We start from the raw sequence: 26246 nt of genomic DNA, 5'->3' as shown, positions 1-26246 counted from the left end.
GGGAAATCGCGCCTATTACCGGAAACTGTGAACGTTATCACGTTCACCTTTGCTTTCTTGCCAGCGGCCTATTCTGCCTGTCAGTAACAAGAAGGTGAGCCATGACGAGGTTTTCTAGACTGGGCTTAATGAAACTCAGAAGGACCTCACTATGACTTTTCGCCATTGTGTCGCTGTCGATCTTGGCGCCTCCAGCGGACGTGTAATGCTGGCGCGCTATGACAGTGAACATCGCACCCTGACGCTGCGTGAAATCCATCGCTTCGTCAACTGCCTGCAAAAGCAGGACGGTTTCGACACCTGGGATCTCGACAGCCTCGAAGACGCCATCCGCCTGGGGCTGGAAAAAGTCTGCGATGAAGGCATCCGCATTGACAGCATCGGTATTGATACCTGGGGCGTGGACTATGTCCTGATCGATAAGCAAGGTCAGCGCGTCGGGCTACCGGTTTCCTACCGTGACAGCCGTACCACAGGGGTGATGCAGCGCGCACAGGAACAGCTCGGTAAATGCGCTATTTACCAACGCAGCGGGATCCAGTTCCTGCCGTTCAACACGCTTTACCAGCTGCGTGCGCAGGTCGAACAGCAGCCCGAGCTGGTTGCGCACGTTACGCACGCCCTGCTGATCCCCGACTACTTCAGCTTTCGTCTGACCGGCGAATTGAACTGGGAATACACCAACGCCACCACCACGCAACTGGTGAATATCAACAGCGACGACTGGGATGAAACGCTGCTGGCGTGGACGGGGGCGGACAACGCCTGGTTTGGTCACCCGACGCATCCGGGCAACGTGATTGGTTACTGGATTTGCCCGCAGAAGAATCAGATCCCCGTGGTGGCTGTCGCCAGTCATGACACCGCCAGCGCGGTGATCGCCTCGCCACTGGCCGATAAACACAGCGCGTATCTCTCATCCGGCACCTGGTCGTTAATGGGCTTTGAAAGCAGAACGCCTTACACCAACGACGCCGCGCTGGCGGCGAACATCACTAATGAAGGCGGCGCGGAAGGGCGCTATCGGGTACTGAAAAATATTATGGGACTGTGGCTGCTACAGCGCGTGCTAAAAGAGCGTCAGGTGGACGACCTGCCCGCGCTGATTGCCGCCACGCAGTCATTGCCCGCTTGTCGCTTTCTGATCAACCCGAATGACGATCGCTTTATTAACCCCGCCAACATGAGCGCCGAAATTCAGGCCGCCTGCCGCGAATCCGGGCAACCGGTACCCGACAGCGACGCGGAGCTGGCCCGCTGTATTTTCGACAGCCTGGCGCTGCTCTACGCCGATGTGTTGCAGGAACTGTCGACGCTACGCGGCGAGTCCTTCAGCCAGTTGCATATTGTCGGCGGCGGCTGCCAGAACGTCCTGCTGAACCAACTTTGCGCCGATGCTTGCGGCATCCGCGTAATAGCCGGCCCTATTGAAGCGTCCACACTCGGCAACATCGGTATCCAACTGATGACACTGGATGAACTCAACAATGTCGATGACTTCCGCCAGGTGGTCACCGCCAATTACAACCTGACCACGTTTACCCCCAATCCTGACAGTGAGATTGCCCGCTATGTCGCGCAATTTCATTCAAAACGACAGACAAAGGAGCTTTGCGCATGACCACTCAACTGGAACAAGCCTGGGAACTGGCGAAACAACGCTTCGCCGCAGTAGGTATTGATGTCGAGGAGGCACTGCGCCAGCTCGATCGTCTGCCGGTCTCGATGCACTGCTGGCAGGGCGATGACGTAGCCGGTTTCGAAAACCCGGAAGGGTCGCTGACCGGCGGTATTCAGGCCACCGGCAACTATCCGGGTAAAGCGCGCAATGCCCATGAGCTACGCGCCGATCTGGAACAGGCGCTCAGCCTGATCCCTGGCCCTAAACGCCTGAACCTGCACGCCATCTATCTGGAATCCGATACCCCGGTCGCCCGCGACAAAATCAAACCGGAGCACTTTAAAAACTGGGTGGAGTGGGCAAAAGCGCATCAACTCGGTCTGGATTTCAACCCGTCCTGCTTCTCGCATCCGCTGAGTGCAGACGGCTTCACGCTGGCACACGCTGACGACACTATCCGCCAGTTCTGGATCGACCACTGTAAGGCCAGCCGCCGCGTATCCGCGTACTTTGGAGAGCAACTGGGCACACCGTCGGTGATGAATATCTGGATCCCGGACGGCATGAAAGATGTCACCGTGGACCGCCTGGCCCCGCGTCAGCGCCTGATGGACGCGCTGGATGAGGTCATCAGCGAAAAACTGAACCCGGCGCACCATATCGACGCCGTCGAAAGCAAACTCTTTGGTATCGGCGCGGAAAGCTACACCGTCGGTTCCAACGAGTTCTACATGGGATACGCCACCAGCCGCCAGACCGCCCTGTGCCTCGATGCGGGCCACTTCCATCCGACAGAAGTGATCTCCGACAAAATCTCCGCCGCCATGTTGTACGTGCCGCGTCTGCTGCTGCACGTAAGCCGCCCGGTGCGTTGGGACAGTGACCATGTGGTGCTGCTGGATGATGAAACCCAGGCGATTGCCAGCGAGATCGTACGCCACAACCTGTTCGACCGCGTCCACATCGGTCTCGACTTCTTCGATGCCTCCATCAACCGCATCGCGGCATGGGTCATCGGCACCCGTAACATGAAAAAAGCGCTGCTGCGCGCCCTGCTGGAACCAACCGAACATCTGCGCCAACTGGAAGCCAGCGGCGATTACACCGCGCGTCTGGCGCTGCTGGAAGAGCAGAAATGCCTGCCGTGGCAGGCAGTATGGGAGATGTATTGCCAGCGCCATGACACGCCAGCCGGCAGCCAGTGGCTGGAGAGCGTTCGCGCCTATGAGAAAGAGATTTTGAGCAAACGCGGTTAACGCATCATTGCCGGATGGCGCTGCGCTTATCCGGCCTACTGACACTCTCAACATCGTAGGCCCGATAGCGCAGCGCCATCGGGCATTTACTAAGACAGGTACATCTTTTATGCAAAATATTCTCAACGCCTGGTTTGTTCAGGGAATGATTAAAGCCACCTCCGATGCCTGGTTGAAAGGTTGGGATGAGCGCAACGGCGGCAACCTGACGCTGCGTCTCGACGATGCGGACATCGCCCCCTTCAGCGCCGACTTCCATCGTACACCGCGCTACATCGCCCTGAGCCAGCCTATGCCGCTGCTGGCGAACACGCCGTTTATCGTAACCGGCTCCGGTAAATTCTTCCGCAACGTACAACTCGATCCCGCCGCCAATTTAGGCATCGTGAAAGTGGACAGCGACGGAGCGGGCTACCACATTCTATGGGGGCTGACGAACGAGGCGGTGCCCACCTCTGAGCTGCCGGCACATTTCCTGTCGCACTGTGAGCGCATCCAAACCACCCAGGGTAAAGATCGCGTGATCATGCACTGCCACGCCACCAACCTGATCGCCCTGACCTATGTGCTGGAAAACAGCACCGCGCTTTTCACCCGCAAACTGTGGGAAGGCAGTACCGAGTGTCTGGTGGTCTTCCCGGATGGCGTGGGCATTCTGCCGTGGATGGTGCCGGGTACCGACGAGATCGGCCAGGCCACCGCGCAGGAAATGCAGAAACATTCGTTGGTGCTGTGGCCGTTCCACGGCGTATTCGGCAGCGGCCCGACGCTGGATGAAACGTTTGGGCTGATCGATACCGCCGAGAAGTCCGCCGAAGTGTTAGTCAAAGTGCTGTCGATGGGCGGCATGAAGCAAACCATCAGCCGCGAAGAACTGATCGCGCTGGGTAAACGCTTTGGCGTCACCCCGCTCGCCAGTGCATTAGAACTGTATTGATAACAACATCGCGCCCCGCTCACTGAGACGGGGCGAACTCTGTCACCTGCAAATCCAAACCATTCCCTATGGGAATCAACATCATGTGGAGTAAAAGCAATGAAAATAAAGACAAGCTTGATCCTCACCGTTGCCGCTCTGGCGTTGTCCGGTTCCGCTTTAGCTGAAGTTAAAATCGCCCTGGTGGCGAAATCGTTAGGTAATGGATTTTTCGAAGCTGCAAACGTCGGCGCCCAGGAGGCAGCCAAAGAGATTGGTGATGTCAAAGTGATCTACACCGGTCCTACCACGACTACCGCAGAAGCGCAGATCGAGGTATTGAATGGGTTGATCGCTCAGGGTGTGGATGCGATCGCCATCTCCGCCAACGATCCCGATGCCGTCGTGCCCGTATTGAAAAAAGCGATGCAGCGCGGGATCAAAGTGGTCTCATGGGATTCCGGCGTGGCGCCTGCGGGCCGACAGATCCACCTTAACCCGTCGAATAATGCGCTGATCGGCGAAACCAACGTTAAACTCGCCGCCGATGCGCTGAAAGCGCTGAACGTGGAGAAAGGCGATGTGGCGATCCTGAGCGCCACTCCAACGTCGACTAATCAGAATATCTGGATTGCGGAGATGAAAAAGGTGCTTCCGCAGTATCCGTCCATCAATCTGGTGACCGTGGCCTATGGCGACGATCTCTCTGACAAGAGCTACCGTGAAGCGGTGGGACTGCTCAAATCTTACCCTGACCTGAAAGTGATCGTCTCCCCTTCTTCCGTCGGTATTGTCGCCGCGGCACAGGCGGTGAAGGATCAGGGAAAAATTGGCAAAGTGTATGTGACCGGCCTCGGCTTACCGTCTGAAATGGCGGGAGCAGTGAAGTCTGGCGCGTCGAAAAGCTTTGCTATCTGGAACCCTATCGATCTGGGCTATGCGGCAACGTATCTGGCGGACGACCTCGTCAAAGGCACTGCCAGCAAAACTGAAGCCAATATGGGAAAACTGGGCAAAGTGAAACTGGATGCCGACGGCAATGGCGCAATGGCTGAGCCATTCGTCTACGATGCCAGCAACATTGATAAGTTCTCAAAAATCTTCTGATCCCAGGGTCACGCCGCCGGATGACGTTGTGCTTATCCGGCCGGCGAGTACCGATACGTTTTGTAGGCCGGATAAGCGTTAGCGCCATCCGGCAACGCTACATGAAGAGGAGAACTGACATGTCCACCCCTTTACTACAACTTCATGGGATCACCAAGATATTCCCCGGCGTGCGCGCCCTTGAGAATGTGCAGCTCGATCTCTGGCCTGGAAAAGTGACCGCTCTGGTGGGCGAAAATGGCGCGGGTAAATCCACGCTGGTCAAAGTGATGACTGGCATCTATCAGCCAGAAGAGGGGGAAATCCTCTACAAGGCTATTCCTGTTCGGCTCCCGAATCCGGAAGCGGCGCATAAAATCGGTATCACCGCAATTCATCAGGAAACGGTGCTGTTCGATGAGCTGTCGGTGACCGAGAATATTTTTGTCGGCCAGTACCTGTATAAAGGTCTTCTCAAAAAGCTCGACTGGCCAGAAATGCACCGTCGCGCGCAGGCGATCCTCACCCGGCTTGAGGTGCAGATCGATCCGCACGCGACGCTGAAAACCCTGAGCATCGCCCAGCGTCATATGGTGGCCATTGCCCGGGCCCTCTCCTTTGAGGCCCAGGTGGTGATTCTCGATGAACCGACCGCCGCACTGTCACAACACGAAATTCTGGAGTTCTATCAAATCGTTGAGCGCCTGAAGCAGGAAGGCAAAGCGATTCTGTTTATCTCCCACAAGTTCGATGAAATCTTTGAACTGGCGGATCGCTACACCATTCTGCGCGACGGCGCGTTCGTCAGTTCCGGCGACATCCATGAAATTAGTGAAGAGCGGATGGTCGCCATGATGGTGGGACGCGCCATAACCCAGACCTTCCCCAAAGAGGCCTGCGAGAAAGGCGAGACGGTGCTGGAGGTGAAAAATCTCTGCCATCCCACCGAATTTGCTCACATTGATTTCACCCTAAGAAAGGGGGAGATCCTCGGCTTCTACGGACTGGTAGGTGCGGGACGTACTGAGCTGATGCAGGCGTTGTCCGGCGTTTCCCGACCTTCTCACGGGGAGATCCGCCTCAACGGGAAGGCGGTGCATTTTCATCAGCCCGCCGATGCGATTCGCGCCGGCATTGTCTATGTGCCGGAAGAGCGGCAAAAACAGGGGGCAATCATTGAAATGAGTATCGCCGAGAACATCAGCCTGCCGCAGTTGAGTAAGCTGAATCCGCGCGGTGTGCTCAATGCGGCGCGGGAGTGGCAACTGGCGGACAGCTACGCCAAACGCTTGCAGGTCAAAGCCTTTAGCTGGCGTCAGGCGGTCGAAACGCTTTCTGGCGGCAATCAGCAAAAGGTAGTGATCGGCAAATGGCTCGCCACCCATCCTGAAGTGATTATTCTCGACGAACCGACCAAAGGGATTGATATCGGCTCGAAGGCGGCTGTGCACCAGTTTATGTCCGAACTGGTGGCGCAAGGGCTGGCGGTAATCATGGTCTCTTCAGAACTCCCGGAAGTCATGGGCATGGCGGACAGAATTATCGTCATGCACGAAGGGCTGATGGTCGCACAATACCGCGCTGGTGAAGCCACGGCGGAGGCCATTGTCAGCGCCGCCAGCGGCATCGGGAAGGAGGCTGCATAATGGTTCAACGTCTGCTCAAACATCGCGAAGCCTTGCTGGCAGCGGTCATCCTCCTGATGATCGCCGTTATCGGCAGTCGCGTCCCGTCGTTTGTCTCCCCCGGCAACCTGGTCGAGATCTTCAATGACACGGCCATTCTTATCATCCTGGCGCTCGGGCAAATGATGGTGTTGCTAACCAAAGGTATCGATCTGTCGATGGCCGCCAATCTGGCGCTCACCGGGATGATCGTCGCCCTGCTCAACTTCCAGCATCCTGAGCTCCCCGTCTGGGCGTTGATGTTACTGGCAACCGCCTGTGGTCTGGTGATGGGGACGATCAACGGTCTGCTGGTCTGGAAATTAGGTATTCCGGCGATTGTGGTCACGCTCGGCACCATGAGCATTTATCGCGGCATGATCTTTTTGCTGTCGAACGGCGGCTGGATTAACTCACATCAGATGAGCGACAGTTTCCTCGCGCTCCCCCGTTTCGCCCTCTTTGGCCTGCCGGTACTGAGCTGGTGCGCCATCGCCGCCGTTATCGTGGTGAGCTACTTCCTGCGCTACAGCCGTACAGGGCGGGCGCTGTACACCGCAGGCGGTAACGCCACCGCGGCGTATTACACCGGGATCAACGCCGGGAAAATGCAGTTCGTCAGCTTCTGCCTGTCGGGTGCCCTCGCGGGTTTCTGCGGCTACCTGTGGATTTCCCGATTCGCTGTTGCCTATGTCGATGTAGCTAACGGTTTTGAGTTACAGGTTGTGGCAGCCTGTGTGATTGGGGGTATCAGTACGATGGGAGGGATTGGGCGCGTTCTCGGCTGCCTGTGTGGCGCGTTGTTCCTTGGCGTGATCAATAACGCATTGCCCGTCATTGGCATCTCACCTTTCTGGCAGATGGCGATTTCCGGCGCGGTGATCGTGATTGCCGTTCTGCTCAACGAACGCAGCAATAAACACAAAGGCCGTTTAATTCTTCGCAACGCGGCACTGGCACGGCAAAAACAGGCGGTGAACTCATGAGTAAAGTGATGACGTCTGAAGCGATCGACCGCACTCCCGACGCGCGCGCGGGCTGGCAACGCCTGTTGTGCTGGGAAGGTTTTCTGTTTGCCGTCACCCTGGCGGTGTTTATCGTCAACGCGCTGGCCTCGCCGTACTTCCTCAATATCTGGAATCTCTCCGACGCGACGTTCAACTTCACCGAAAAAGCGATCATCGTGCTGCCGATGGCGATGCTGATTATCGCCAGGGAGATCGATCTCTCGGTGGCATCAACTCTGGCGCTCAGTTCAACAGCCATGGGGTTCTGCGCAGCAGCAGGAATGGATACCCCTCTGCTGGTCTGCGTCGGGCTGGGAACCGGACTCTTGTGCGGGCTGCTGAACGGCATCCTGGTCACGCGGTTCAACCTCTCGTCCATCGTGATCACCATCGGCACTATGAGTTTGTATCGCGGCATAACCTACATTCTGCTTGGCGATCAGGCGCTGAATGCTTACCCGGAAAGCTTTGCGTGGTTTGGCCAGGGCTATGTCTGGGGGGCACTGTCGTTCGAGTTCGCGCTGTTTATCGTGCTGGCGGTTGTGTTCACCTTCCTGCTACACAAAACGAACTTTGGCCGGCGCACCTACGCCATCGGAAATAACCCGGTTGGCGCGTGGTATTCCGGCATTAACGTCAAGCGCCACAACCTGATTTTATTCGCCCTGGTCGGACTCATGGCGGGACTGGCCGCCGTGTTACTCACCTCCAGACTTGGCAGTACACGTCCCACCATCGCGATGGGCTGGGAGCTGGCCGTGGTGACGATGGCAGTGCTGGGTGGCATCAATATTCTCGGCGGTTCCGGCAGTATGACCGGCGTCATTATCGCGGCGTTCCTGATGGGGCTGGTGACCTTCGGCCTGAGCCTGCTCAATGTGCCGGGCATCGTCATGTCGATCATTATCGGCGCGATGCTGATTGTGGTGATCTCACTGCCCATCCTGACGCGCCGGGTTATGCAACGACGACGAATCTGAATCCCTCCGGCGACATGGAGTTTTGCCGCCGGAAATATCATCACTTTAAGGAGAAAAAACATGAGCTTTATGCTGGCACTTCCGAAAATCAGTCTGCATGGCGCGGGCGCGATTGGCGATATGGTGAACCTCGTTGCCAATAAGCAATGGGGTAAAGCGCTGATCGTCACCGACGGTCAACTGGTTAAGCTGGGCCTGCTCGACAGCCTGTTTGCGGCGCTGGATGAGCACAAAATGTCGTACCACCTGTTCGATGACGTGTTCCCGAACCCAACCGAAGCGCTGGTACAAAAAGGCTACACGGCCTATCAGGACGCGAAATGTGATTACATCATCGCCTTTGGCGGCGGAAGCCCGATCGATACCGCTAAAGCCGTGAAAATCCTCACAGCAAACCCTGGTCCCTCCACGGCGTACTCCGGCGTGGGTAAAGTGAAAAACCCCGGTGTGCCGCTGGTTGCTATCAATACCACCGCGGGGACAGCCGCCGAGATGACCAGTAACGCGGTAATTATCGATTCCGGACGCCAGGTGAAAGAGGTCATCATCGATCCGAACATCATCCCGGACATCGCCGTGGACGATGCCAGCGTGATGCTGGAAATTCCGGCCTCCGTGACGGCGGCAACCGGTATGGATGCACTGACCCATGCCGTGGAGGCGTATGTTTCTGTTGGCGCGCATCCGCTGACTGACGCCAATGCGCTGGAAGCGATTCGTCTGATCAACCTGTGGCTGCCAAAAGCGGTCGATGAGGGCCACAACCTGGAAGCGCGCGAGCAGATGGCGTTTGGTCAGTACCTGGCGGGCATGGCATTTAACAGCGCCGGTCTGGGGCTGGTTCACGCCCTGGCGCACCAGCCGGGTGCCACGCATAACCTGCCGCACGGCGTTTGTAACGCCATCCTGCTGCCGATTATCGAAAACTTTAACCGCCCGAACGCAGTGGCGCGTTTTGCCCGCATTGCGCAGGCGATGGGTGTTGATACCCGTGGTATGAGCGATGAAGCTGCGAGCCAGGAGGCCATCAACGCCATCCGCGCACTGAGCAAACGCGTCGGTATTCCGACAGGTTTCAGCCAGCTCGGCGTCACCAAAGAGGATATCGAAGGCTGGCTGGACAAAGCACTGGCTGACCCCTGCGCGCCGTGTAACCCGCGTACTGCCAGCCGCGACGACGTGCGCGAGCTGTACCTGGAGGCGCTATGATCCGCAAAGCGTTCGTGATGCAGGTGAATGCCGACGCGCACGAGGAGTATCAGCGCCGTCACAATCCCATCTGGCCGGAGCTGGAAGCTGTACTGAAGGCTCACGGCGCGCATCATTACGCGATCTATCTCGATACGGCGCGTAATCTGCTGTTTGCCACCGTGGAGATTGAGTCTGAAGACCGCTGGAATGCCGTTGCCAGCACGGACGTTTGTCAGCGCTGGTGGAAGCATATGCGCGATGTCATGCCCGCGAACCCGGATAACAGCCCGGTGAGCGCAGAGCTGAAAAACGTGTTTTATCTGGAGTAACAAATAAGCCCGGTGAGCGTCGTCGCCACCGGGCCCCTTCGTTTAGAAATAATATTTAAAGCGAACGCGACCACCATAACGATTATCAGAATCGTCACCGTTCACGTTATCTCCGTCGCTGTCCAGAATCGAATAATATGCGCCAAGGTAAATATTGAAGTTTTGCATATTCATCACGTTAGCGAACTGATAAGAAGCGTGAATAGTATGAATGTCATAGGTGCCTTCATTGTTAATCCAGCAGCCGTCATCACACACTACCCCGGCAAAGTCATCAATCTTGTTATGTGCGTAGATATAACCCAGCTCAAAGCGTTTCCACAGCGCGTTCACCCCGGTCGTAAAATCTTTTTCGTTGTTGGCATCAAGATAAGCGGTGTTCAGGTTCACCACGATGCCATTCTCCGGATCGGCCTTTAAACCGTTCCATGTCATCGTCATACCGTAGCCGGTACGATCGGACTGATCGACAAATTTACCGTTTGAGTTGGTGTAGCCATAAGCGTTATTGACCACGTTCGATTCCATCGCTGCAGCAACAGAGAACGCATCCTGTGACCATGAAATAACCGGACGCAAGTAGGCAACATTTTTCTGTTGATCCATTTTCCGACCGTGAAATTCATCATCGTTATAGAGTGAAGTCCCTTCTTCCAGCAGGGTGTTTAACTCAAAGTACCAATTATCCACCTGCTTGCTGACAAGGAAGTTGCCACCGGCATCAGAACGACCACGGCCTTCTTTCATCATGTAGATATAACCGCTGCCGTCGTCATACAGATCGTTGGCGGTATTCCCCGAATGCTCAACAAAAGTATCCTGATTCAGTGGGAACATATCGTAGGCTTCGAAGCGTCCGACCTTCACTTTCCAGTCATTTTCTTTACCAAAGAAGAAAACGGCATCATCGATATTCACCATGCCCTTCATATCACCTAACGGTTGGGCAGAGAATCCGGCGTAATAACCATTATCCAGCTTACGCATGCCATCAAAGCCCAGCAAAATTCGGCCATTGATATTCCACTGTTCGTTAGTCGGATCGCTACCAACATTGGCATTGGTCATTGCCAGCAGGCCATGATTACTTTCCGCATCCATGTTGAATTCAACATCACCATAGATTTTCAGATCCCCATAACCGGAAAGCAGCAGATTCGGTGACGCGGCATTCTTTTTCGTCTCTTCCGCTGAGGCCTGGCCGTTTACTGGCGTGTTGCCCTGCGCCGCTTTAATTTCACGGATTTCAGTTGCCTGCTGGATCTGTAATTGCTGAACCTGATTTTCCGCCTTCGCTGCCCGGTTTTCTGCCGCTTCCAGTCGCGCTTCCAGCTGTTCGAGTCGTTGTTCCAGTGTCATTTTTTGCGTTTTAGCAAAACTATTATTCGCTATTAATAATAGACCTATTGCTAAAGCCAACGTCGATTTATTCATTTATTCGCGTTCCTTTAAATAAATAATGAACAGCATATTTCCTTTAGAAATATGCAGAATGAATAACAAAGTAATATGTATTATTTTTATATTTCACAACGGTAGCAATTGACAAAAATAACAATCAACTGTTACGACACTACAGGCCATTAATTACTAGCACGCAGCTTTCTTTGTGTAAACGCAGAAAGCTTTCAGTTCGTGAGGAATATAACAAAAGGGCTAAAATAAACGAAATATCATAAAAACAATTAAATATGAATTAAGAGAACAAATAATCAGAAGTAATCATTCGAGGGTGCCTTTTGCATACCATACCGATGAAATTCCAGGTTCGCTAAGCTTTGCTCGGCCACCAGAATCGCCTGGGTATCCGCTTCCAGCGCTTTAAAAATATGCTCCTGATCGGCGGGATAACAAATATAGTCGCCCTCACCTAACACCTCTGGCGCTTCCGTCAGTCCAACCAGCGCTTTTCCCTTCGTCACAATAATATGTTCGATCGAGCCCTGTGGATGCGGTTGAGAAATACGGTCGGCACCTGGCTGGGTCAATAGCAGATAGATATCGCGCCGTGCGCCCGGCGGGCAGGCGGCCAGTAAAATCGCCTGATAGTGCGCCTGTTCGGCCACCACTTTTGTCCCTTCACCGCATCGGATCACCTGCGTTTTTTGCGCCTGCGGCTCCAGCAGTCGCGCAAAGGGAATATCCAGCGCCACGCAAAGCGACCAGAGGGTTTCCAGGCTAGGATTACCATTTCCCGCTTCCAGTTGGGAAAGCGTCGACTTGGCGATCCCAGCCCGGCGGGCGATTTCTGCCAGCGACAACCCTGTCCGCTGACGTTCGCGAACCAGACTTTTGGCGATCACGCTGATGGGTTGTGTCATACACGACTCCATGTTTTTTATATCGAACGAATCGTTCATCTTGTAAAACACCTGTGTTGCGTTCATTATAATGGAAATTCGTTCGATATGGCTAAATCATGGCGCACTTCTTCTCCTGTCTGAAGGCAGACACGATAAAAGCAATCTTTCTGGTTTGCCTGGCTGTGGGCGTAGTGGGGATGTCCTACGGTTCACTGGCGATGGCTTACGGCTTCCCGGTTTGGGTACCGTTTGTACTCTCTATTTTTGTGCTGGCGGGGGCATCCGAATTTATGTTTATTGGCATTGTCGCCAGCGGCGGCAATCCGTTAGCCGCCGCCGCTGCGGGCTTATTGGTTAATGCCCGTCATGTCCCGTTTGGCGTGACGGTACGCGATCTGGTCGGCACCCGCGCGGCGAGCTTTTTCGGCTGTCATATTATGAATGATGAAAGTGTGGTGTTCGGTCTGTCGCAGAAAACCCCGGAGCAGCGAAAAGCCGCCTACTGGCTGTGTGGCCTCGGCGTCGCCATTCTGTGGCCGCTGGGAACCTTACTGGGTACGGTAGTGGGTCAGTTGCTGCCCGCCCCGGAAACTATCGGGCTGGACGCCGTGTTTCCGGCCATCCTGCTGGCGCTCGTTGTCCCGGCGTTTAAAAACCGCACCACCTTGATTCGTGGCCTGAGCGGTGCCGTCGTGTCGCTCGCCGCCGTTCCTTTTACCCCGGTCGGACTGCCGGTTCTGCTCTCTCTGCTGGGTTTACTGACGAGGAAAAAATAATGGGCAACATGACGCTGTTCATCGTCGGTATCGCCATTTTATCGGCAGGAACCTATTTGATGCGCCTTGGCGGCGCCAAACTCGGCAGCCGCCTGGCACTCTCTGAACGCTCTCAGGCGCTGTTATCCGATGCGGCTACAGTGCTGCTGTTTTCCGTCGCGCTGGCCACCACTTTTTATGAAGGTGAGCACTTTGCCGGCATGGCGCGCGTCCTCGGCGTCGCATTCGCAGTCTTCCTCGCCTGGCGAAAAATGCCATTGATCGTAGTGATTATCGCCGCTGCCGTGGTTACAGCATTGCTGCGGATAGCGGGAATACACTAAAAAAGCGCCCGCGGGCGCCCTTGACGTGTTAACGACAATTTGTCGTTCAGGTTTTCGTTATCTGTTTGTCTATCCAGGTGATAACAGAGCCAATATCCAGCGTTTTCTCCTGGTCTACCGTTAATACCGGCCCGAGCCGCATTGGCTCAGCGCGTTCTGCCAGTTGCGCCAGTTCTGGCAGATACTCCTCACCAGGGTGACCCGGCTTACGCGCCTGTAGCCGCGTGGCGTAGCGCGTTACCGCCAGCTCGGGCGTGATGTGATTCCACACCTCCACCACCTTCTCAACGCCAGCCTGCTGCAATAGCTGCTGCAACGTCTCGCGAGGCTGAAAGCCAAACCAGGCATCAACCAGCCAGACAACGCTTGCCGGAGAGTGGCCAATAATAGACCAGATCACCTCATAAGCCGCACAGCCCAACTGCCGGTTGAAAGGCCGGTCGATATCCGTAAAGCGCGCCATAAACGGCTCTTTGATCCCATCAATCGTCAGCAGCGGCAGACTGAATGTCTCGGAGAGCTGACGGGTAATCGTACTTTTGCCTGAAGCGGGGATCCCGTTGATTAAAATGACTGTTTTACAGTCTGGCGAGAGGTGTCGTTTCATAGCAGCGCAACCACCTCTTCACGGGAACTTGCCGCCCGCAACTTCGCCATGCGTTCATCGTTATCGAGTAACGCGACAATGGCACGAATGCCCTCTTCAATATGCGCATTACTGTCCTGCGCGCCAAACATAATGACAATGTCAGCGGCTTCACTGTCGGCAAACTGAATCGGCTTATCCAGCAACACCATGCTAAAACAGTTACGCTTCACCCCACACTCAGGACGGGCATGGGGGATCGCGACACCTTCATCAAACACATAATACGCCCCATGACTGAGGGTGTTGTCGATAACCGCCTGACCGTATTCCGCTGAAATATACCCTTTTGCGACCAATGGACTGGCCGCCAGTTGAATCACCTTCTGCCAGTCCGTTTCCGCTACGCCAACCTGAATCGCATCGGCCTCGATAAGTAATTCTTTTATCGTCATGACGACTCCCTAAGAGCTTAATGCATCCGGCTCTAAATATTCCGGCGAATAACATTACGTAACTCATCTATACGCACAAAAAGCGAATCAATTTCCTGGCGATGTGTTTGGCTTTTGGCATAAACCGACAGCGCCCGGTTATAGGTAAGCATTAATGCTTTCTGTATTTCGCCATTACCTGGGTTGCCCTGTAGTTCATCTTCCAGCCTGGCGATTTCTCCCGCCAGAACACGGGATTGTTCATCATAATCTTCCGGCGGGCGTGTTTCTTTTTTCCATAACGATTTCAAAGATTCAAACATAGCGATCCCCCGCCCTGATGGACAACAGGGCAACAAAATATCATTCATTAATAACGGGATTATTTAAATAACGCGATCTTTTCCATTAATACCTGGGTTACCGCATTATTTGCCGGAATTAAAAACTTACGTACGCTGTCATTCACCTTGCCTTTCTCAAACGTGTTTTTACACTGGTCGACCCACTGCACGTTCATTTCCGTACCGACATTCACTTTATTAATGCCTTCGGTGACCGCCAGACGCATGTCGTCATCACTCACCCCCGTTCCACCGTGTAATACCAGCGGAACACCGGTCGCGGCGCTGATCTCTTTCAGCCGCTGATGTTGAATCTGCGCCTTGCCGGTATACAGGCCATGCACCGTACCTACCGACACCGCCAGCATGTCGACCTGCGTCTCATCAACAAAGCGTTTGGCATCTTCTACTGTCGTAAAGCAGATATCTTCTGCTGCCACCGCTTTACCATCCTCTGAGCCGCCGATAGCGCCGAGCTCGCCTTCTACCGTAATATTTCGTGGCCGCGCCATCTCCACCACGATACGGGTATTACCGATATTCTCTTCCAGTCCCAGGTGCGAGCCGTCATACATGACCGAGGAGAATCCAGCGTTCATCGCCGTCTCAATGGCGCTGATATCAGAGCAATGATCCAGATGCAGGCAGGTCGGAACATTCTCGCTCTCCGCCAGCGAACGCACCGCATCCACTAACAGGCGATAGCCCAGATATTCCGCCGTCCCGGTTGAAATCTGAATCATCAACGGGCTATTCGTTTTTTGCGCCGCTTTAAAAAACGCGGGCAGCATTTCAATACAGTGCAGGTTAAAAGATCCAATCGCTTTGAAATTTCTTTCCTGGCCGATTTTAAGGATCTCGTTGAAGTTATACAGACTCATGAACATTTTCCCCTTTTGGCTTAGCGGATTTACCGTTTACGAACCATGCCAGTGCGGCAACAAAAACAATGAACAACGCAACAAAGAGCCAGTTACTCTGGAAGGCGTGGCCTAAGACGAGGCCAGAGCTGATGACGTCTGAATCGCTGAACGTGACGCCGGTGAAACCGTAGGTTTCCAGCATCGGCACCAGAATCGCAGGCAAGAAGGTGATGAACAAACCGTGAACCACGCCGCCGATCATCGCCCCGCGACGACCGCCCAGCGCATTCCCAAAGACCCCCGCCGTACCACCGGCAAAGAAGTTGGTTAGCAGACCCGGCAGAATCATCGCCAGACCAAACATCGGGAACACCAGCATGCCGATGATGGAACCGACGGTTGTTGCCAGGAATCCAACAATCACCGCGTTGGGCGCATAAGGGAACAGAACCGGGCAATCCAGCGCGGGCTTCGCATCCGGGACGATACGCATGGCGATACCGCGAAACGCCGGTACCAGTTCGTTGAGCAATAACCGCACGCCGCTGTAAAGCACGAAGACGCCAGCCACAAACTGAATGGACTGCATGAAGGCATACATCAGGTAGTTAACACCGCCAGAGAACTGGGCGATATATTCCGGACCCGCCGCCAGCGCCGGAATGAGGTACATCGGCACCATCACGACCGCCATTGCGAGGTAGGTATCCTGTAAGAACTTGAAGTTATCAGGTAATTCGAGGTCTTCCGTGGATCGAGACCCTTTGCCCACCACTTTAGCCACCGCCGCCTGAACCAGGTAGCCAATGGTGCAAAAGTGTCCCAGCGCCACATCATCCGAGCCGGTAATACGTCTGACCACCGGTTGCGCCAGCGCAGGCATCAGAACCGCCATAATGCCACCAAAAATACCGCCGGTCAGAATCAGCGGAAGCCCGGTCAGACCCGATTTATAGCCAATGACCGCGCCAATGGTCGCCATCCACAATAACGCCTGTCCGGTCAGGAAGATGTATTTCAGCGGTGTCAGACGCGCGATGATGATATTGACGGCAAAAATCACCATCAGGGTCAATGCCACTTCCGATCCCAACTCGCGGTTAGCCAATCCAGCAATGGCGGCCACATCGGTAATGTAGCCTTTCATGCCAAATCCCTGAGTAAAAATGTCGTTCAGGAAGGTCAGCGTGGCGACAATAATGTTTATCCCGGCCATCATAATTAAAAAACCGAGCAATGTTTTAAACGTACCTTCTGCGGTTTTTCCCGGTGATTTCTTTTGCAGGATAAGCCCGAGCATCGCGATAAAAGCAATTAATATCGATGCCTGACCGAGCAAATCTTTAACGATGAATTCAACGAAGCTATTCATAATGGGCTACCTTCAGATTCCGCTCTTTTAAAAACGCGACGATCTTGGCTTCAATTTCGTCTTTGTCTGTGAGCTTATTCAGAACCACGACCCGTTTAATTTCCTCTTCACTGGCATCGGCCGTTAAGATGTCAGCAAAGGTTTTTTGCGTCAGGATCATGTCGGATTTAAACGCCCCTGCTTCGGATACCGTGGTATGTTCGATATGAGCAGGAATTTCCAGTTTCTTTAAAACCGCTTTCGCCGTCATTTCAATAGCAAAACTTGAACCGAGGCCGCAGCCACATACGCAAAGAATTTTCAGCATGTAAGGTCTCCTCAAATAATATTGAGTTGTTTGGCAAGTTTGTAATGATGTCCTTCTGTATCAACCAGACGTTTTTTCATACTTATGAGATCAATCGGAATAGGTTTATTGCTTTGATTTATAATAATCGCTTTATTTTTCATCCCTGACTGGATACACCGAACCACTTCGCTCGCCATAATGGTACCCTGATAAATTTCTTCACAGGTCGGATCGCCATTACGTAAACCGTAACCGACAATCGTTTTACGGATTCGCTCACCAATACGCGGCTCGAGTTGCTTAATCATTGTATCAATCGCTCCCTGAAAACCGGGAGAGTATTCCCTGGTGTAGCCTTCTGAGCACAGAATAATCACGCTGTTCTGGACGATCAGTTTCTGCTTCACCCGTTCCGCTATGGTTTCAAGCGGCATCTGGGACTCCGGAATCAGGGCAATATCCGCATTACATTTAATGGCGGATTGCAGGGTTAATTCACCACAATACCCGCCCAATAATTCCACCATAAATACGCGACCGGGTAGCGCTCTGCCCGTGTTTCTTAAACGCGAAACCTCCTTAATAATCTGTTCGCAGGCAGTCGAAAAACCAATCGTATAATGGCTGCCATAAACATCATTATCGATAGTCATCCCTACGCCAAAACAATTAATATCAAACTCGCTCAGGGTATTGAGAAACTGTAAACTACCGTCGCCGCCAGCCATAATCAGCACATCAATGTGCAGCGACTTGAGTTTTTTGGCGATCGTTTCATATTCGCTACGCTGCAACTTACGGGTTGTTCTTCCCGAGGTAATGATCGGTATCGCCGCGATAGAAAAATCAACCAAATCTCGCCATGTCACGTCATGGTGATTTTTCTCCAGCAACCCGGGAATACCACCATTGAATAACGTAATTTTTGCATCCGCGAGTCTGGCAATCTGGAATATAAAATTATTGATTCCAGCAACGTCTCCACCACTAATGACAATACCAATTTTCATTGTGTTTCCTCCGCAGCGCCCGTGGAAACATTCTTCCCTGACTTCAAGACTCATATTTGCAATAAAGATCACACAATGCTGATAAATTTGTTAGAGAGTACTATTGACAGCCATCATAATAAGGCGTTTTTTGTGACATTAATCACATTTAAAATTAGCGACGGAGTTAACACTTATTTTTTTATTTATTTAGATATCATTGAGTTAATGCAGAGAGGAAAATCCCTTATCTTCGAACTGTTTTTCCTTTAGCAGACGTATTTTATAAAAAGATAAAAATGTGATTGAGACCCCATTTTTATTTTCAGTTAGTGACTTTGGAGGGAAAAAAAGGGACTGGAAGGGAATAGCAGAGACAAAAAAAGCGCCTCAAGGGCGCTCTTTCGACGATGAAGATGAACTTATTTCAGCAGTTCCGCCGTCATGTGCACGCGGTTACCGGTGTAAGCCTGAGTGATTTTATAGGAGCTGGCACCCGCTTGTTCAGCCTGCGCAGCGATTTTTGCTTCAGTGCTTTCCAGAGTAGAACCGGTCGCTGTCACGGACTGGGCAGCGAAAGAGCCGAAAGAGGTAGCGAGAGCGATAACTGCGACAAAAGTTTTGATGCTTTTCATGATATAAACCCTTTAAATTAGTTGTTTGAGTAAGGCGCTGTGCCTTGATGTGATAAATAATAGGCCGTTACTCAGACAACTAAAAGCGGAAGGATTTGCCCATCTTATTCAAATTAAATGAACATAAATCACTCAGCGATTAAACGCTGTGGATGAGTATAAATGGTTGCCTTGCCCGGCTTACAGAACCCCACCAGCGTCAGATTGCAGCGCTCGGCGACTTCAACCGCCAGCGTGGTGGCGGCAGAAACAGCAAACAGGATCTCTACACCGCACATTGCGGACTTCTGCACCATCTCATAGCTCGCACGACTGGAGACCAGCGCCGCTCCCGGCAGCCAGCTTTCTCCCTGCGCAGCACGTCGCCCCAGCAGTTTATCCAGCGCAACATGTCGACCAACATCTTCATGCCCGCCCGCCAGTTCGCCTGATGGCATCACCCACGCCGCAGCATGCGTACATCCGGTGAGTTGTCCCACGGGCTGAAAATCCTTCAGATGCCTTAACGCCTGATCAAGCCTGGCGAGGTTAAAGGTCTGGGTGAAGGGCAGCGGCTGTACGGGTTTGCCAATGTCGTTGAGTTGCTCAACGCCGCATACGCCACAGCCGGTGCGTCCGGCCAGCGCGCGACGACGCTCTTTCAGCCCCATAAAACGGCGACTGGAAAGTTCGATCTGGACTTCAAGGCCGTTACAGGAAGGGACAACATCCATGCCATAGATCTCGCGCGGGCTGTCAATAATCCCCTCGGAGAGGGAAAAACCGACCGCAAAGTGTTCCAGATCTTTCGGCGAAGCCATCATCACAACATGAGAAATGCCGTTATAGACCAGCGCAACGGGCACCTCTTCGGCTACCTCATCCGGCTGAGGATGTTGTAAATCCTCACGTCTCCAGAGGTTAATCAGCCGAGAACTCGTGACATTTATCACATTTTTAACTTCTTTTGGATGTATCTTATTCACTTTCTTTTAACCGTAGAAGAACACACATACCAACATTGTGGTATTCTGTCACAAGCCCCTCCTGGATGGGGGGAATTGACCCAATTCTGGACCTTTGCGGTCCCGTCCGCAAAGAAAAATAACAACCACACCCCACGCGCTCACCAATATGAATGTGAAAGGGATGTGACAATGTCGAAAAGGAGCAAACCATGCAGGTCAGCAGAAGGCAGTTCTTTAAGATCTGCGCTGGCGGTATGGCAGGCACCACGGCGGCGGCACTGGGCTTTGCGCCCGGCGTAGCGCTCGCGGAAACACGGCAATATAAACTGCTGCGCACCCGCGAAACCCGTAATACCTGCACTTACTGTTCCGTTGGTTGTGGGCTATTGATGTACAGCCTCGGTGACGGTGCAAAAAACGCCAAAGCGTCTATCTTCCATATCGAAGGTGACCCGGACCATCCGGTCAATCGTGGTGCGCTCTGCCCGAAAGGGGCCGGTCTGGTGGACTTTATCCACTCCGAAAGCCGCCTGAAATTCCCTGAGTACCGCGCGCCAGGCTCGGATAAATGGCAGCAGATCAGCTGGGATGAGGCATTTGACCGCATCGCTAAGCTGATGAAAGAAGACCGCGATGCCAACTACATTGCGCAAAACGCCGAAGGCGTTACCGTTAACCGCTGGCTTTCTACCGGGATGCTGTGTGCTTCCGCGTCCAGTAATGAAACCGGCTTTTTAACGCAAAAATTTACCCGCGCGCTCGGTATGCTCGCGGTCGACAACCAGGCGCGTGTCTGACACGGACCAACGGTAGCAAGTCTTGCTCCAACATTTGGTCGCGGTGCGATGACCAACCACTGGGTCGACATCAAGAACGCCAACCTCATCGTGGTGATGGGCGGCAATGCCGCTGAAGCACACCCGGTCGGGTTCCGCTGGGCGATGGAAGCGAAAATTCACAACGGCGCGAAGCTGATTGTGATCGATCCTCGCTTTACGCGTACGGCGTCGGTAGCCGATTTCTACACACCTATTCGTTCTGGTACTGACATTGCCTTCCTGTCAGGCGTCATCCTGTACCTGCTAACTAACGAAAAATATAACCGCGAATACACCGAAGCCTATACCAACGCCAGCCTGATCGTGCGTGAAGATTTTGGCTTCGATGATGGTCTGTTTACTGGCTATGACGCGGATGCACGCAAGTACGACAAAACCAGTTGGAACTATGAGCTGGACGAAAACGGCTTTGCGAAACGCGATACCACGCTGCAACACCCGCGCTGTGTCTGGAACCTGCTGAAACAGCACGTCTCCCGCTACACGCCGGACATGGTGGAAAACATCTGCGGTACGCCAAAAGCCGACTTCCTGAAAGTGTGCGAGTACATTGCAGAGACCAGCGCGAAAGATAAAACCGCCTCGTTCCTGTATGCATTGGGCTGGACGCAGCACTCCATTGGTTCGCAAAACATCCGCACCATGGCGATGATTCAGTTGCTGCTCGGCAACATGGGGATGGCAGGCGGCGGCGTTAACGCCCTGCGTGGCCACTCCAACATTCAGGGGCTGACGGACCTGGGCCTGCTGTCGCAAAGTCTGCCGGGCTACCTGACGCTGCCAAATGAAAAACAGCCGGATCTGCAAACGTATCTGACCGCCAACACGCCGAAACCGCTGCTGAAAGATCAGGTCAACTACTGGGGCAACTACCCGAAATTCTTCGTCTCGTTGATGAAGGCCTTCTATGGTGACAAAGCAACGGCGGAAAATAACTGGGGCTTTGACTGGCTGCCGAAGTGGGACAAAGGGTACGACGTATTGCAATACTTCGAGATGATGAAAGAGGGTAAGGTCAATGGCTACATCTGCCAGGGCTTCAACCCGGTCGCGTCATTCCCGAATAAAAACAAGACGATTGCCTCACTGTCTAAACTGAAGTTCCTGGTGACTATCGATCCGCTTAACACGGAGACCTCCACCTTCTGGCAAAACCACGGTGAGTCGAACGATGTGGATCCATCGAAAATCCAGACCGAGGTGTTCCGTCTGCCATCCACCTGCTTCGCCGAAGAAAACGGTTCAATCGTTAACTCCGGTCGCTGGCTGCAGTGGCACTGGAAAGGCGCTGACGCCCCGGGGATCGCGGTTACCGACGGTGAAATCCTGGCCGGGATCTTCCTGCGCCTGCGTAAAATGTATGCTGAACAGAGCGGTGCCAACCCTGAACAGGTGCTGAGCATGACCTGGAACTACGCCACGCCACATGAACCGGCATCGGAAGAAGTGGCGATGGAGAGCAACGGCAAAGCGCTGGCCGATCTCATCGACCCGGCAACGGGCGCAGTGATCGTGAAAAAAGGCCAACAGCTCAGCTCGTTTGCCCAACTGCGTGACGACGGCACCACCTCCAGCGGCTGCTGGATTTTCGCCGGTAGCTGGACGCCGGAAGGCAACCAGATGGCGCGGCGCGATAACGCCGATCCATCCGGTCTCGGCAATACGCTGGGCTGGGCATGGGCATGGCCGCTGAACCGCCGCATCCTGTACAACCGTGCTTCCGCTGACCCGCAGGGCAATCCGTGGGATCCGAAGCGCCAAATCCTGAAATGGGATGGCGCGAAGTGGAGCGGGATGGATATTCCGGACTACAGCGCCGCCGCACCAGGCAGCGATGTCGGACCGTTCATCATGCAGCCTGAAGGGATGGGTCGCCTGTTTGCTCTCGACAAGATGGCAGAAGGGCCGTTCCCGGAACACTACGAACCGTTTGAAACGCCGCTGGGGACCAACCCGCTGCATCCGAACGTTATCTCTAACCCTGCCGCCCGTATCTTTAAGGGCGACGCCGAAGCGCTGGGTAAAGCCGATAAGTTCCCGTACGTCGGGACCACGTATCGTCTGACCGAGCACTTCCACTACTGGACCAAGCATGCGCTGCTTAACGCTATCGCACAGCCAGAACAGTTTGTGGAGATCGGGGAAACGCTGGCGAATAAGCTCGGCATCGCGCATGGCGATACCGTTAAAGTCTCCTCTAACCGCGGCTACATCAAGGCCAAAGCAGTGGTGACCAAGCGTATTCGCACGCTGAAGGCAGATGGTAAGGATATCGATACTATCGGTATTCCCATTCACTGGGGCTATGAAGGCGTGGCGAAGAAAGGGTTCATTGCGAACACCCTGACACCGTCGGTGGGCGATGCAAACTCACAAACGCCGGAATTTAAGTCCTTCCTGGTGAACGTGGAAAAGGTGTAACGGAGACGACTTATGGCTTATCAATCGCAAGACATTATCCGTCGTTCCGCGACTAACGGTTTCACCCCCGCGCCGCGTGCGCGGGAACATCAGGAAGAGGTGGCGAAGCTCATCGACGTCACTACCTGTATCGGCTGTAAAGCCTGTCAGGTGGCCTGTTCAGAGTGGAACGACATCCGCGATGAAATCGGTAGCAACGTCGGGGTGTATGACAACCCGGCGGATTTAACCGCCAAATCCTGGACGGTGATGCGCTTCTCGGAAGTAGAGCAGAACGACAAACTGGAATGGCTGATCCGCAAGGACGGCTGTATGCACTGCGCCGATCCGGGCTGCCTGAAAGCATGTCCGGCAGAAGGGGCTATCATTCAGTATGCCAACGGGATTGTCGACTTCCAGTCTGAGCAGTGCATCGGCTGCGGTTACTGTATCGCCGGTTGCCCATTCGACGTGCCGCGACTGAACCCGGAAGACAACCGCGTCTATAAATGTACGCTGTGCGTTGACCGCGTGAATGTCGGCCAGGAGCCGGCCTGCGTGAAAACCTGCCCAACGGGTGCGATCCACTTTGGCACCAAAGAGGATATGAAAACGCTGGCAGGCGAGCGCGTGGCGGAACTGAAAACCCGTGGTTACGACAATGCGGGCCTGTACGATCCGGCGGGCGTTGGTGGGACGCACGTGATGTATGTGCTGCACCATGCTGACAAACCGAATCTGTACCACGGTCTGCCGGAGAACCCGGAAATCAGCGCCACCGTGAAATTCTGGAAAGGGATCTGGAAGCCTCTTGCTGCGGTCGGCTTTGCCGCGACCTTTGCGGCCAGCATCTTCCATTACGTCGGTGTCGGTCCGAACCGTGCGGATGAGGAAGAGAACAACCTGCATGAAGAGAAAGACGATGAGGTGCGCAAATGAAAAAACGTGACACCATCGTGCGCTACACGGCGCCGGAACGCATCAACCACTGGGTCACCGCCTTCTGCTTCGTGCTGGCGGCGGTGAGCGGACTGGGCTTTTTCTTCCCGTCCTTCAACTGGCTGATGCAAATCATGGGGACACCACAGCTGGCGCGTATTCTGCACCCGTTTGTGGGCGTCATCATGTTTGCCTCGTTCATCATCATGTTCTTCCGGTACTGGCACCACAACCTGATCAACCGGGACGACATCTTCTGGGCGAAGAATATCCGCAAGATTGTCGTCAATGAAGAGGTGGGCGACACCGGGCGGTATAACTTCGGTCAGAAATGCGTGTTCTGGGCGGCGATTATCTTCCTGGTACTGCTGCTGGTGAGCGGTGTGATCATCTGGCGTCCGTACTTTGCGCCAGCGTTCTCCATTCCGGTGATCCGCTTCGCGTTAATGCTGCATTCATTTGCCGCCGTCGCGCTGATTGTGGTTATCATGGTGCATATTTACGCCGCGCTGTGGGTAAAAGGCACCATTACTGCGATGGTGGAAGGCTGGGTAACTCGCTCCTGGGCGAAGAAACATCACCCGCGCTGGTACCGTGAAGTTCGCGAGAAGCAGGATAAGACCCAACTGTAAGCAGAGGCGGCTCTGTTCGCGAGTCAAAAACGTGGCGCCGGATGCCTTTGTATCCGGCGCTTTTTTTATGGGTATCGTGCGGTTTTGACAACTTTTTGACAACTTTATACAGATAACAGACCAATCGGCGTTGGGGTCGCACAAGAATGGAGTCGATTCTTAAGACAAGGAGACGTACCGTGAATCTTAAACACCTCTTCGCAGTTCTGACATTAGGACTGCTTGCGACAACGACGTCGGCACAGCAGCCTGCGCCAAAAGTAGCCATTAAATCTGAACTGGCTTCTCCGTTGGTGCTGGAAAATAGCCAGGACAAAAACTACCTGAAAATCTCACTGACAGGCTTCCCCCTCAACGCCACCAAACGCAGTCCAATCAACCTCGCGCTGGTGATTGACCGCTCCGGTTCCATGGGTGGCGACCGCATTGAACAGGCAACAGAAGCCGCCGTGATGGCAGTGAATACCTTAAGCGCCGAGGACACACTCTCGGTAGTGATTTATGACGACGTCGTGGATGTCATTGTGCCTGCGGCCAAAGTCAGCAATAAAGCGAAACTTATCAGCCATATCCGTGAACGACTGACCGCACGCGGCGGTACCGCGCTGTTTGCCGGGGTCAGTCGCGGCATCAAAGAAACCAGTAAATTCCTCGATAAAGACCATGTTAACCGCATCATCCTGCTGTCTGATGGTCAGGCGAACGTTGGTCCCTCCTCCACCAGCGAACTGGCGGAACTGGGTAAAATTGCCGCCCGCAAAGGGATTGCTATCACGACGATGGGCATCGGTGAAGGCTACAATGAAGATCTGATGGCGGCGATCGCCCAGTACAGCGATGGCAACCACGTGTTCGTGCAAAACACCGATGCGCTGGAGAAGGCATTTGCCCATGAGTTTGGCGATGTGATGTCCGTCGTCGCTCAGGATGTGGTGGTGCAAATTAACGTCGCCGACAACGTTAAGCCGTTGCGCCTGCTGGGGCGTGAGGGTGAAATCCGCGACAACACGGTTACCGTAAAACTGAACCAGCTTTACGCCAACCAGGAGAAATATGTCATGCTGGAGGTGCTGCCGGCGAAAGGCCAGGCCGCACAGCGCAAACCGCTCGCCGAGGTCAACGTCAGCTATAACAACCTTGCCACCGGGCAGAAAGAGCGCTGGGATGACAAGATGGCCGTCAGCTATACCGCCTCTGCCAGCGATGTTCAGAAAGCGCAGGTGGAAGATGTGGTCGTCGATTCCGCCATTCAGAAATCCGCCATCCAGAATGAGCAGGCGGTACAGCTCATGGATGAAGGCAAAATGGACGAAGCAAAAGCGATCCTGCGTGAAAACTCCAGTACGCTCAGTGCGTTACCCCTTAGCGCACCGGCTGCCAGAATGAAAGCGCAGGAAAGCGCAGAGGAAAACCTTAAATTGCTGGATAAAATGGAAAGTGAAAGCAAAGAAGCTTCGCGCAAGTCGCTGAAAGAACAGAGCTATAAAACCAAAAATCAGAGTTCGAAATCGAACTGATCCACAAG

Annotated in this window: 25 protein-coding genes and 1 pseudogene; 15 read left to right on the top strand and 11 right to left on the bottom strand. The window is 53.9% G+C overall.

The features are described from left to right. The first annotated feature begins 151 nt into the window (after positions 1-151). The 9 genes from rhaB (at position 152) to rhaM (ending at position 10050) form a co-directional block, all read left to right on the top strand. A complete protein-coding gene (gene rhaB, locus I6L53_RS00880; protein ID WP_042325521.1) occupies positions 152-1621 on the top strand; it encodes a rhamnulokinase in 1470 nt (489 codons plus the stop codon). After that, positions 1618-2877 carry an L-rhamnose isomerase gene (rhaA, locus tag I6L53_RS00875; protein ID WP_042325519.1) on the top strand — a complete coding sequence of 420 codons (1260 nt, stop codon included), beginning with the start codon at positions 1618-1620 and terminating at the stop codon, positions 2875-2877. Before rhaB ends, rhaA begins: the two co-directional genes overlap by 4 nt. Before the next feature lie 109 nt (positions 2878-2986). Next, positions 2987-3814, top strand: a complete 828-nt coding sequence (gene rhaD / locus I6L53_RS00870; protein WP_042325518.1) for a rhamnulose-1-phosphate aldolase — start codon at positions 2987-2989, stop codon at positions 3812-3814. 99 nt (positions 3815-3913) lie between these two features. Next, positions 3914-4900 carry a rhamnose ABC transporter substrate-binding protein gene (gene rhaS / locus I6L53_RS00865; RefSeq protein ID WP_042325516.1) on the top strand — a complete coding sequence of 329 codons (987 nt, stop codon included), beginning with the start codon at positions 3914-3916 and terminating at the stop codon, positions 4898-4900. A gap of 119 nt (positions 4901-5019) precedes the next feature. Continuing rightward, a complete protein-coding gene (locus I6L53_RS00860; protein WP_042325514.1) occupies positions 5020-6525 on the top strand; it encodes a sugar ABC transporter ATP-binding protein in 1506 nt (501 codons plus the stop codon). Beyond that, positions 6525-7529 carry an ABC transporter permease gene (locus I6L53_RS00855; RefSeq protein ID WP_042325512.1) on the top strand — a complete coding sequence of 335 codons (1005 nt, stop codon included), beginning with the start codon at positions 6525-6527 and terminating at the stop codon, positions 7527-7529. Before I6L53_RS00860 ends, I6L53_RS00855 begins: the two co-directional genes overlap by 1 nt. Then, positions 7526-8530, top strand: a complete 1005-nt coding sequence (locus I6L53_RS00850; protein WP_042325509.1) for an ABC transporter permease — start codon at positions 7526-7528, stop codon at positions 8528-8530. Before I6L53_RS00855 ends, I6L53_RS00850 begins: the two co-directional genes overlap by 4 nt. A gap of 60 nt (positions 8531-8590) precedes the next feature. After that, positions 8591-9739, top strand: a complete 1149-nt coding sequence (fucO, locus tag I6L53_RS00845) for a lactaldehyde reductase (protein ID WP_042325507.1) — start codon at positions 8591-8593, stop codon at positions 9737-9739. Continuing rightward, positions 9736-10050, top strand: a complete 315-nt coding sequence (gene rhaM / locus I6L53_RS00840) for an L-rhamnose mutarotase (RefSeq protein WP_042325505.1) — start codon at positions 9736-9738, stop codon at positions 10048-10050. Before fucO ends, rhaM begins: the two co-directional genes overlap by 4 nt. Positions 10051-10092: 42 nt before the next feature. On the opposite strand, the gene I6L53_RS00835 is transcribed toward rhaM, so the two are convergent. Both I6L53_RS00835 and I6L53_RS00830 read right to left on the bottom strand, forming a co-directional pair. After that, positions 10093-11484 carry a carbohydrate porin gene (locus I6L53_RS00835; protein ID WP_042325503.1) on the bottom strand — a complete coding sequence of 464 codons (1392 nt, stop codon included), beginning with the start codon at positions 11482-11484 and terminating at the stop codon, positions 10093-10095. 341 nt (positions 11485-11825) lie between these two features. Next, a pseudogene (locus tag I6L53_RS00830) lies at positions 11826-12371 on the bottom strand (helix-turn-helix domain-containing protein); the annotation flags it as partial. 98 nt (positions 12372-12469) lie between these two features. On the opposite strand from I6L53_RS00830, the gene I6L53_RS00825 reads away from it, so the two are divergent. Both I6L53_RS00825 and I6L53_RS00820 read left to right on the top strand, forming a co-directional pair. Further along, on the top strand, positions 12470-13129 hold the full coding sequence (locus I6L53_RS00825) for an AzlC family ABC transporter permease (RefSeq protein ID WP_042325501.1): 660 nt from the start codon (positions 12470-12472) through the stop codon (positions 13127-13129). Then, on the top strand, positions 13129-13452 hold the full coding sequence (locus I6L53_RS00820; protein WP_042325498.1) for an AzlD domain-containing protein: 324 nt from the start codon (positions 13129-13131) through the stop codon (positions 13450-13452). Before I6L53_RS00825 ends, I6L53_RS00820 begins: the two co-directional genes overlap by 1 nt. Positions 13453-13498: 46 nt before the next feature. Here I6L53_RS00820 and I6L53_RS00815 read toward each other — a convergent pair whose 3' ends face one another. From I6L53_RS00815 to fdhD, 9 genes are all read right to left on the bottom strand, one after another. Then, positions 13499-14059 (bottom strand): P-loop nucleotide/nucleoside kinase family protein, encoded by a 561-nt coding sequence (locus tag I6L53_RS00815; RefSeq protein ID WP_042325497.1) that lies wholly within the window; start codon positions 14057-14059, stop codon positions 13499-13501. Beyond that, positions 14056-14493 carry a PTS sugar transporter subunit IIA gene (locus tag I6L53_RS00810; RefSeq protein WP_042325494.1) on the bottom strand — a complete coding sequence of 146 codons (438 nt, stop codon included), beginning with the start codon at positions 14491-14493 and terminating at the stop codon, positions 14056-14058. The genes I6L53_RS00815 and I6L53_RS00810 overlap by 4 nt, the downstream gene beginning before the upstream one ends. A 32-nt stretch (positions 14494-14525) precedes the next feature. Then, complete coding sequence (locus tag I6L53_RS00805) at positions 14526-14795, bottom strand: hypothetical protein (protein ID WP_042325492.1); 270 nt, start codon at positions 14793-14795, stop codon at positions 14526-14528. A 59-nt stretch (positions 14796-14854) separates the two neighbouring features. Beyond that, a complete protein-coding gene (locus I6L53_RS00800) occupies positions 14855-15697 on the bottom strand; it encodes a class II fructose-bisphosphate aldolase (RefSeq protein WP_042325490.1) in 843 nt (280 codons plus the stop codon). Continuing rightward, positions 15684-17051: a PTS sugar transporter subunit IIC gene (locus I6L53_RS00795; protein ID WP_042325488.1), complete on the bottom strand. Its 1368-nt coding sequence runs from the start codon at positions 17049-17051 to the stop codon at positions 15684-15686. Before I6L53_RS00795 ends, I6L53_RS00800 begins: the two co-directional genes overlap by 14 nt. Next, complete coding sequence (locus I6L53_RS00790; RefSeq protein WP_042325486.1) at positions 17044-17358, bottom strand: PTS sugar transporter subunit IIB; 315 nt, start codon at positions 17356-17358, stop codon at positions 17044-17046. Before I6L53_RS00790 ends, I6L53_RS00795 begins: the two co-directional genes overlap by 8 nt. Before the next feature lie 11 nt (positions 17359-17369). Beyond that, positions 17370-18350 (bottom strand): 6-phosphofructokinase, encoded by a 981-nt coding sequence (locus I6L53_RS00785; RefSeq protein WP_042325483.1) that lies wholly within the window; start codon positions 18348-18350, stop codon positions 17370-17372. A gap of 401 nt (positions 18351-18751) precedes the next feature. Continuing rightward, positions 18752-18964 carry a YdgH/BhsA/McbA family protein gene (locus I6L53_RS00780; RefSeq protein ID WP_042325482.1) on the bottom strand — a complete coding sequence of 71 codons (213 nt, stop codon included), beginning with the start codon at positions 18962-18964 and terminating at the stop codon, positions 18752-18754. Between the two features lie 128 nt (positions 18965-19092). Beyond that, positions 19093-19929, bottom strand: coding sequence for a formate dehydrogenase accessory sulfurtransferase FdhD (gene fdhD / locus I6L53_RS00775; RefSeq protein ID WP_042325479.1), 837 nt, complete (start codon positions 19927-19929; stop codon positions 19093-19095). A gap of 191 nt (positions 19930-20120) precedes the next feature. Here fdhD and fdnG point away from each other — a divergent pair, with 191 nt between their 5' ends. From fdnG to I6L53_RS00755, 4 genes are all read left to right on the top strand, one after another. Beyond that, positions 20121-23171, top strand: a complete 3051-nt coding sequence (gene fdnG, locus I6L53_RS00770) for a formate dehydrogenase-N subunit alpha (protein ID WP_084196679.1) — start codon at positions 20121-20123, stop codon at positions 23169-23171. A gap of 12 nt (positions 23172-23183) precedes the next feature. After that, a complete protein-coding gene (gene fdoH / locus I6L53_RS00765; RefSeq protein WP_042325474.1) occupies positions 23184-24089 on the top strand; it encodes a formate dehydrogenase O subunit beta in 906 nt (301 codons plus the stop codon). Then, on the top strand, positions 24086-24721 hold the full coding sequence (gene fdoI / locus I6L53_RS00760; protein ID WP_042325471.1) for a formate dehydrogenase cytochrome b556 subunit: 636 nt from the start codon (positions 24086-24088) through the stop codon (positions 24719-24721). Before fdoH ends, fdoI begins: the two co-directional genes overlap by 4 nt. Positions 24722-24900: 179 nt before the next feature. Continuing rightward, a complete protein-coding gene (locus I6L53_RS00755) occupies positions 24901-26238 on the top strand; it encodes a vWA domain-containing protein (RefSeq protein ID WP_072015778.1) in 1338 nt (445 codons plus the stop codon). Positions 26239-26246: the final 8 nt, after the last annotated feature.

It is taken from the genome of Citrobacter farmeri, assembly GCF_019048065.1.
Lineage (GTDB): Bacteria > Pseudomonadota > Gammaproteobacteria > Enterobacterales > Enterobacteriaceae > Citrobacter_A > Citrobacter_A farmeri.
This window is presented reverse-complemented; position numbering and strand designations above follow the sequence as displayed.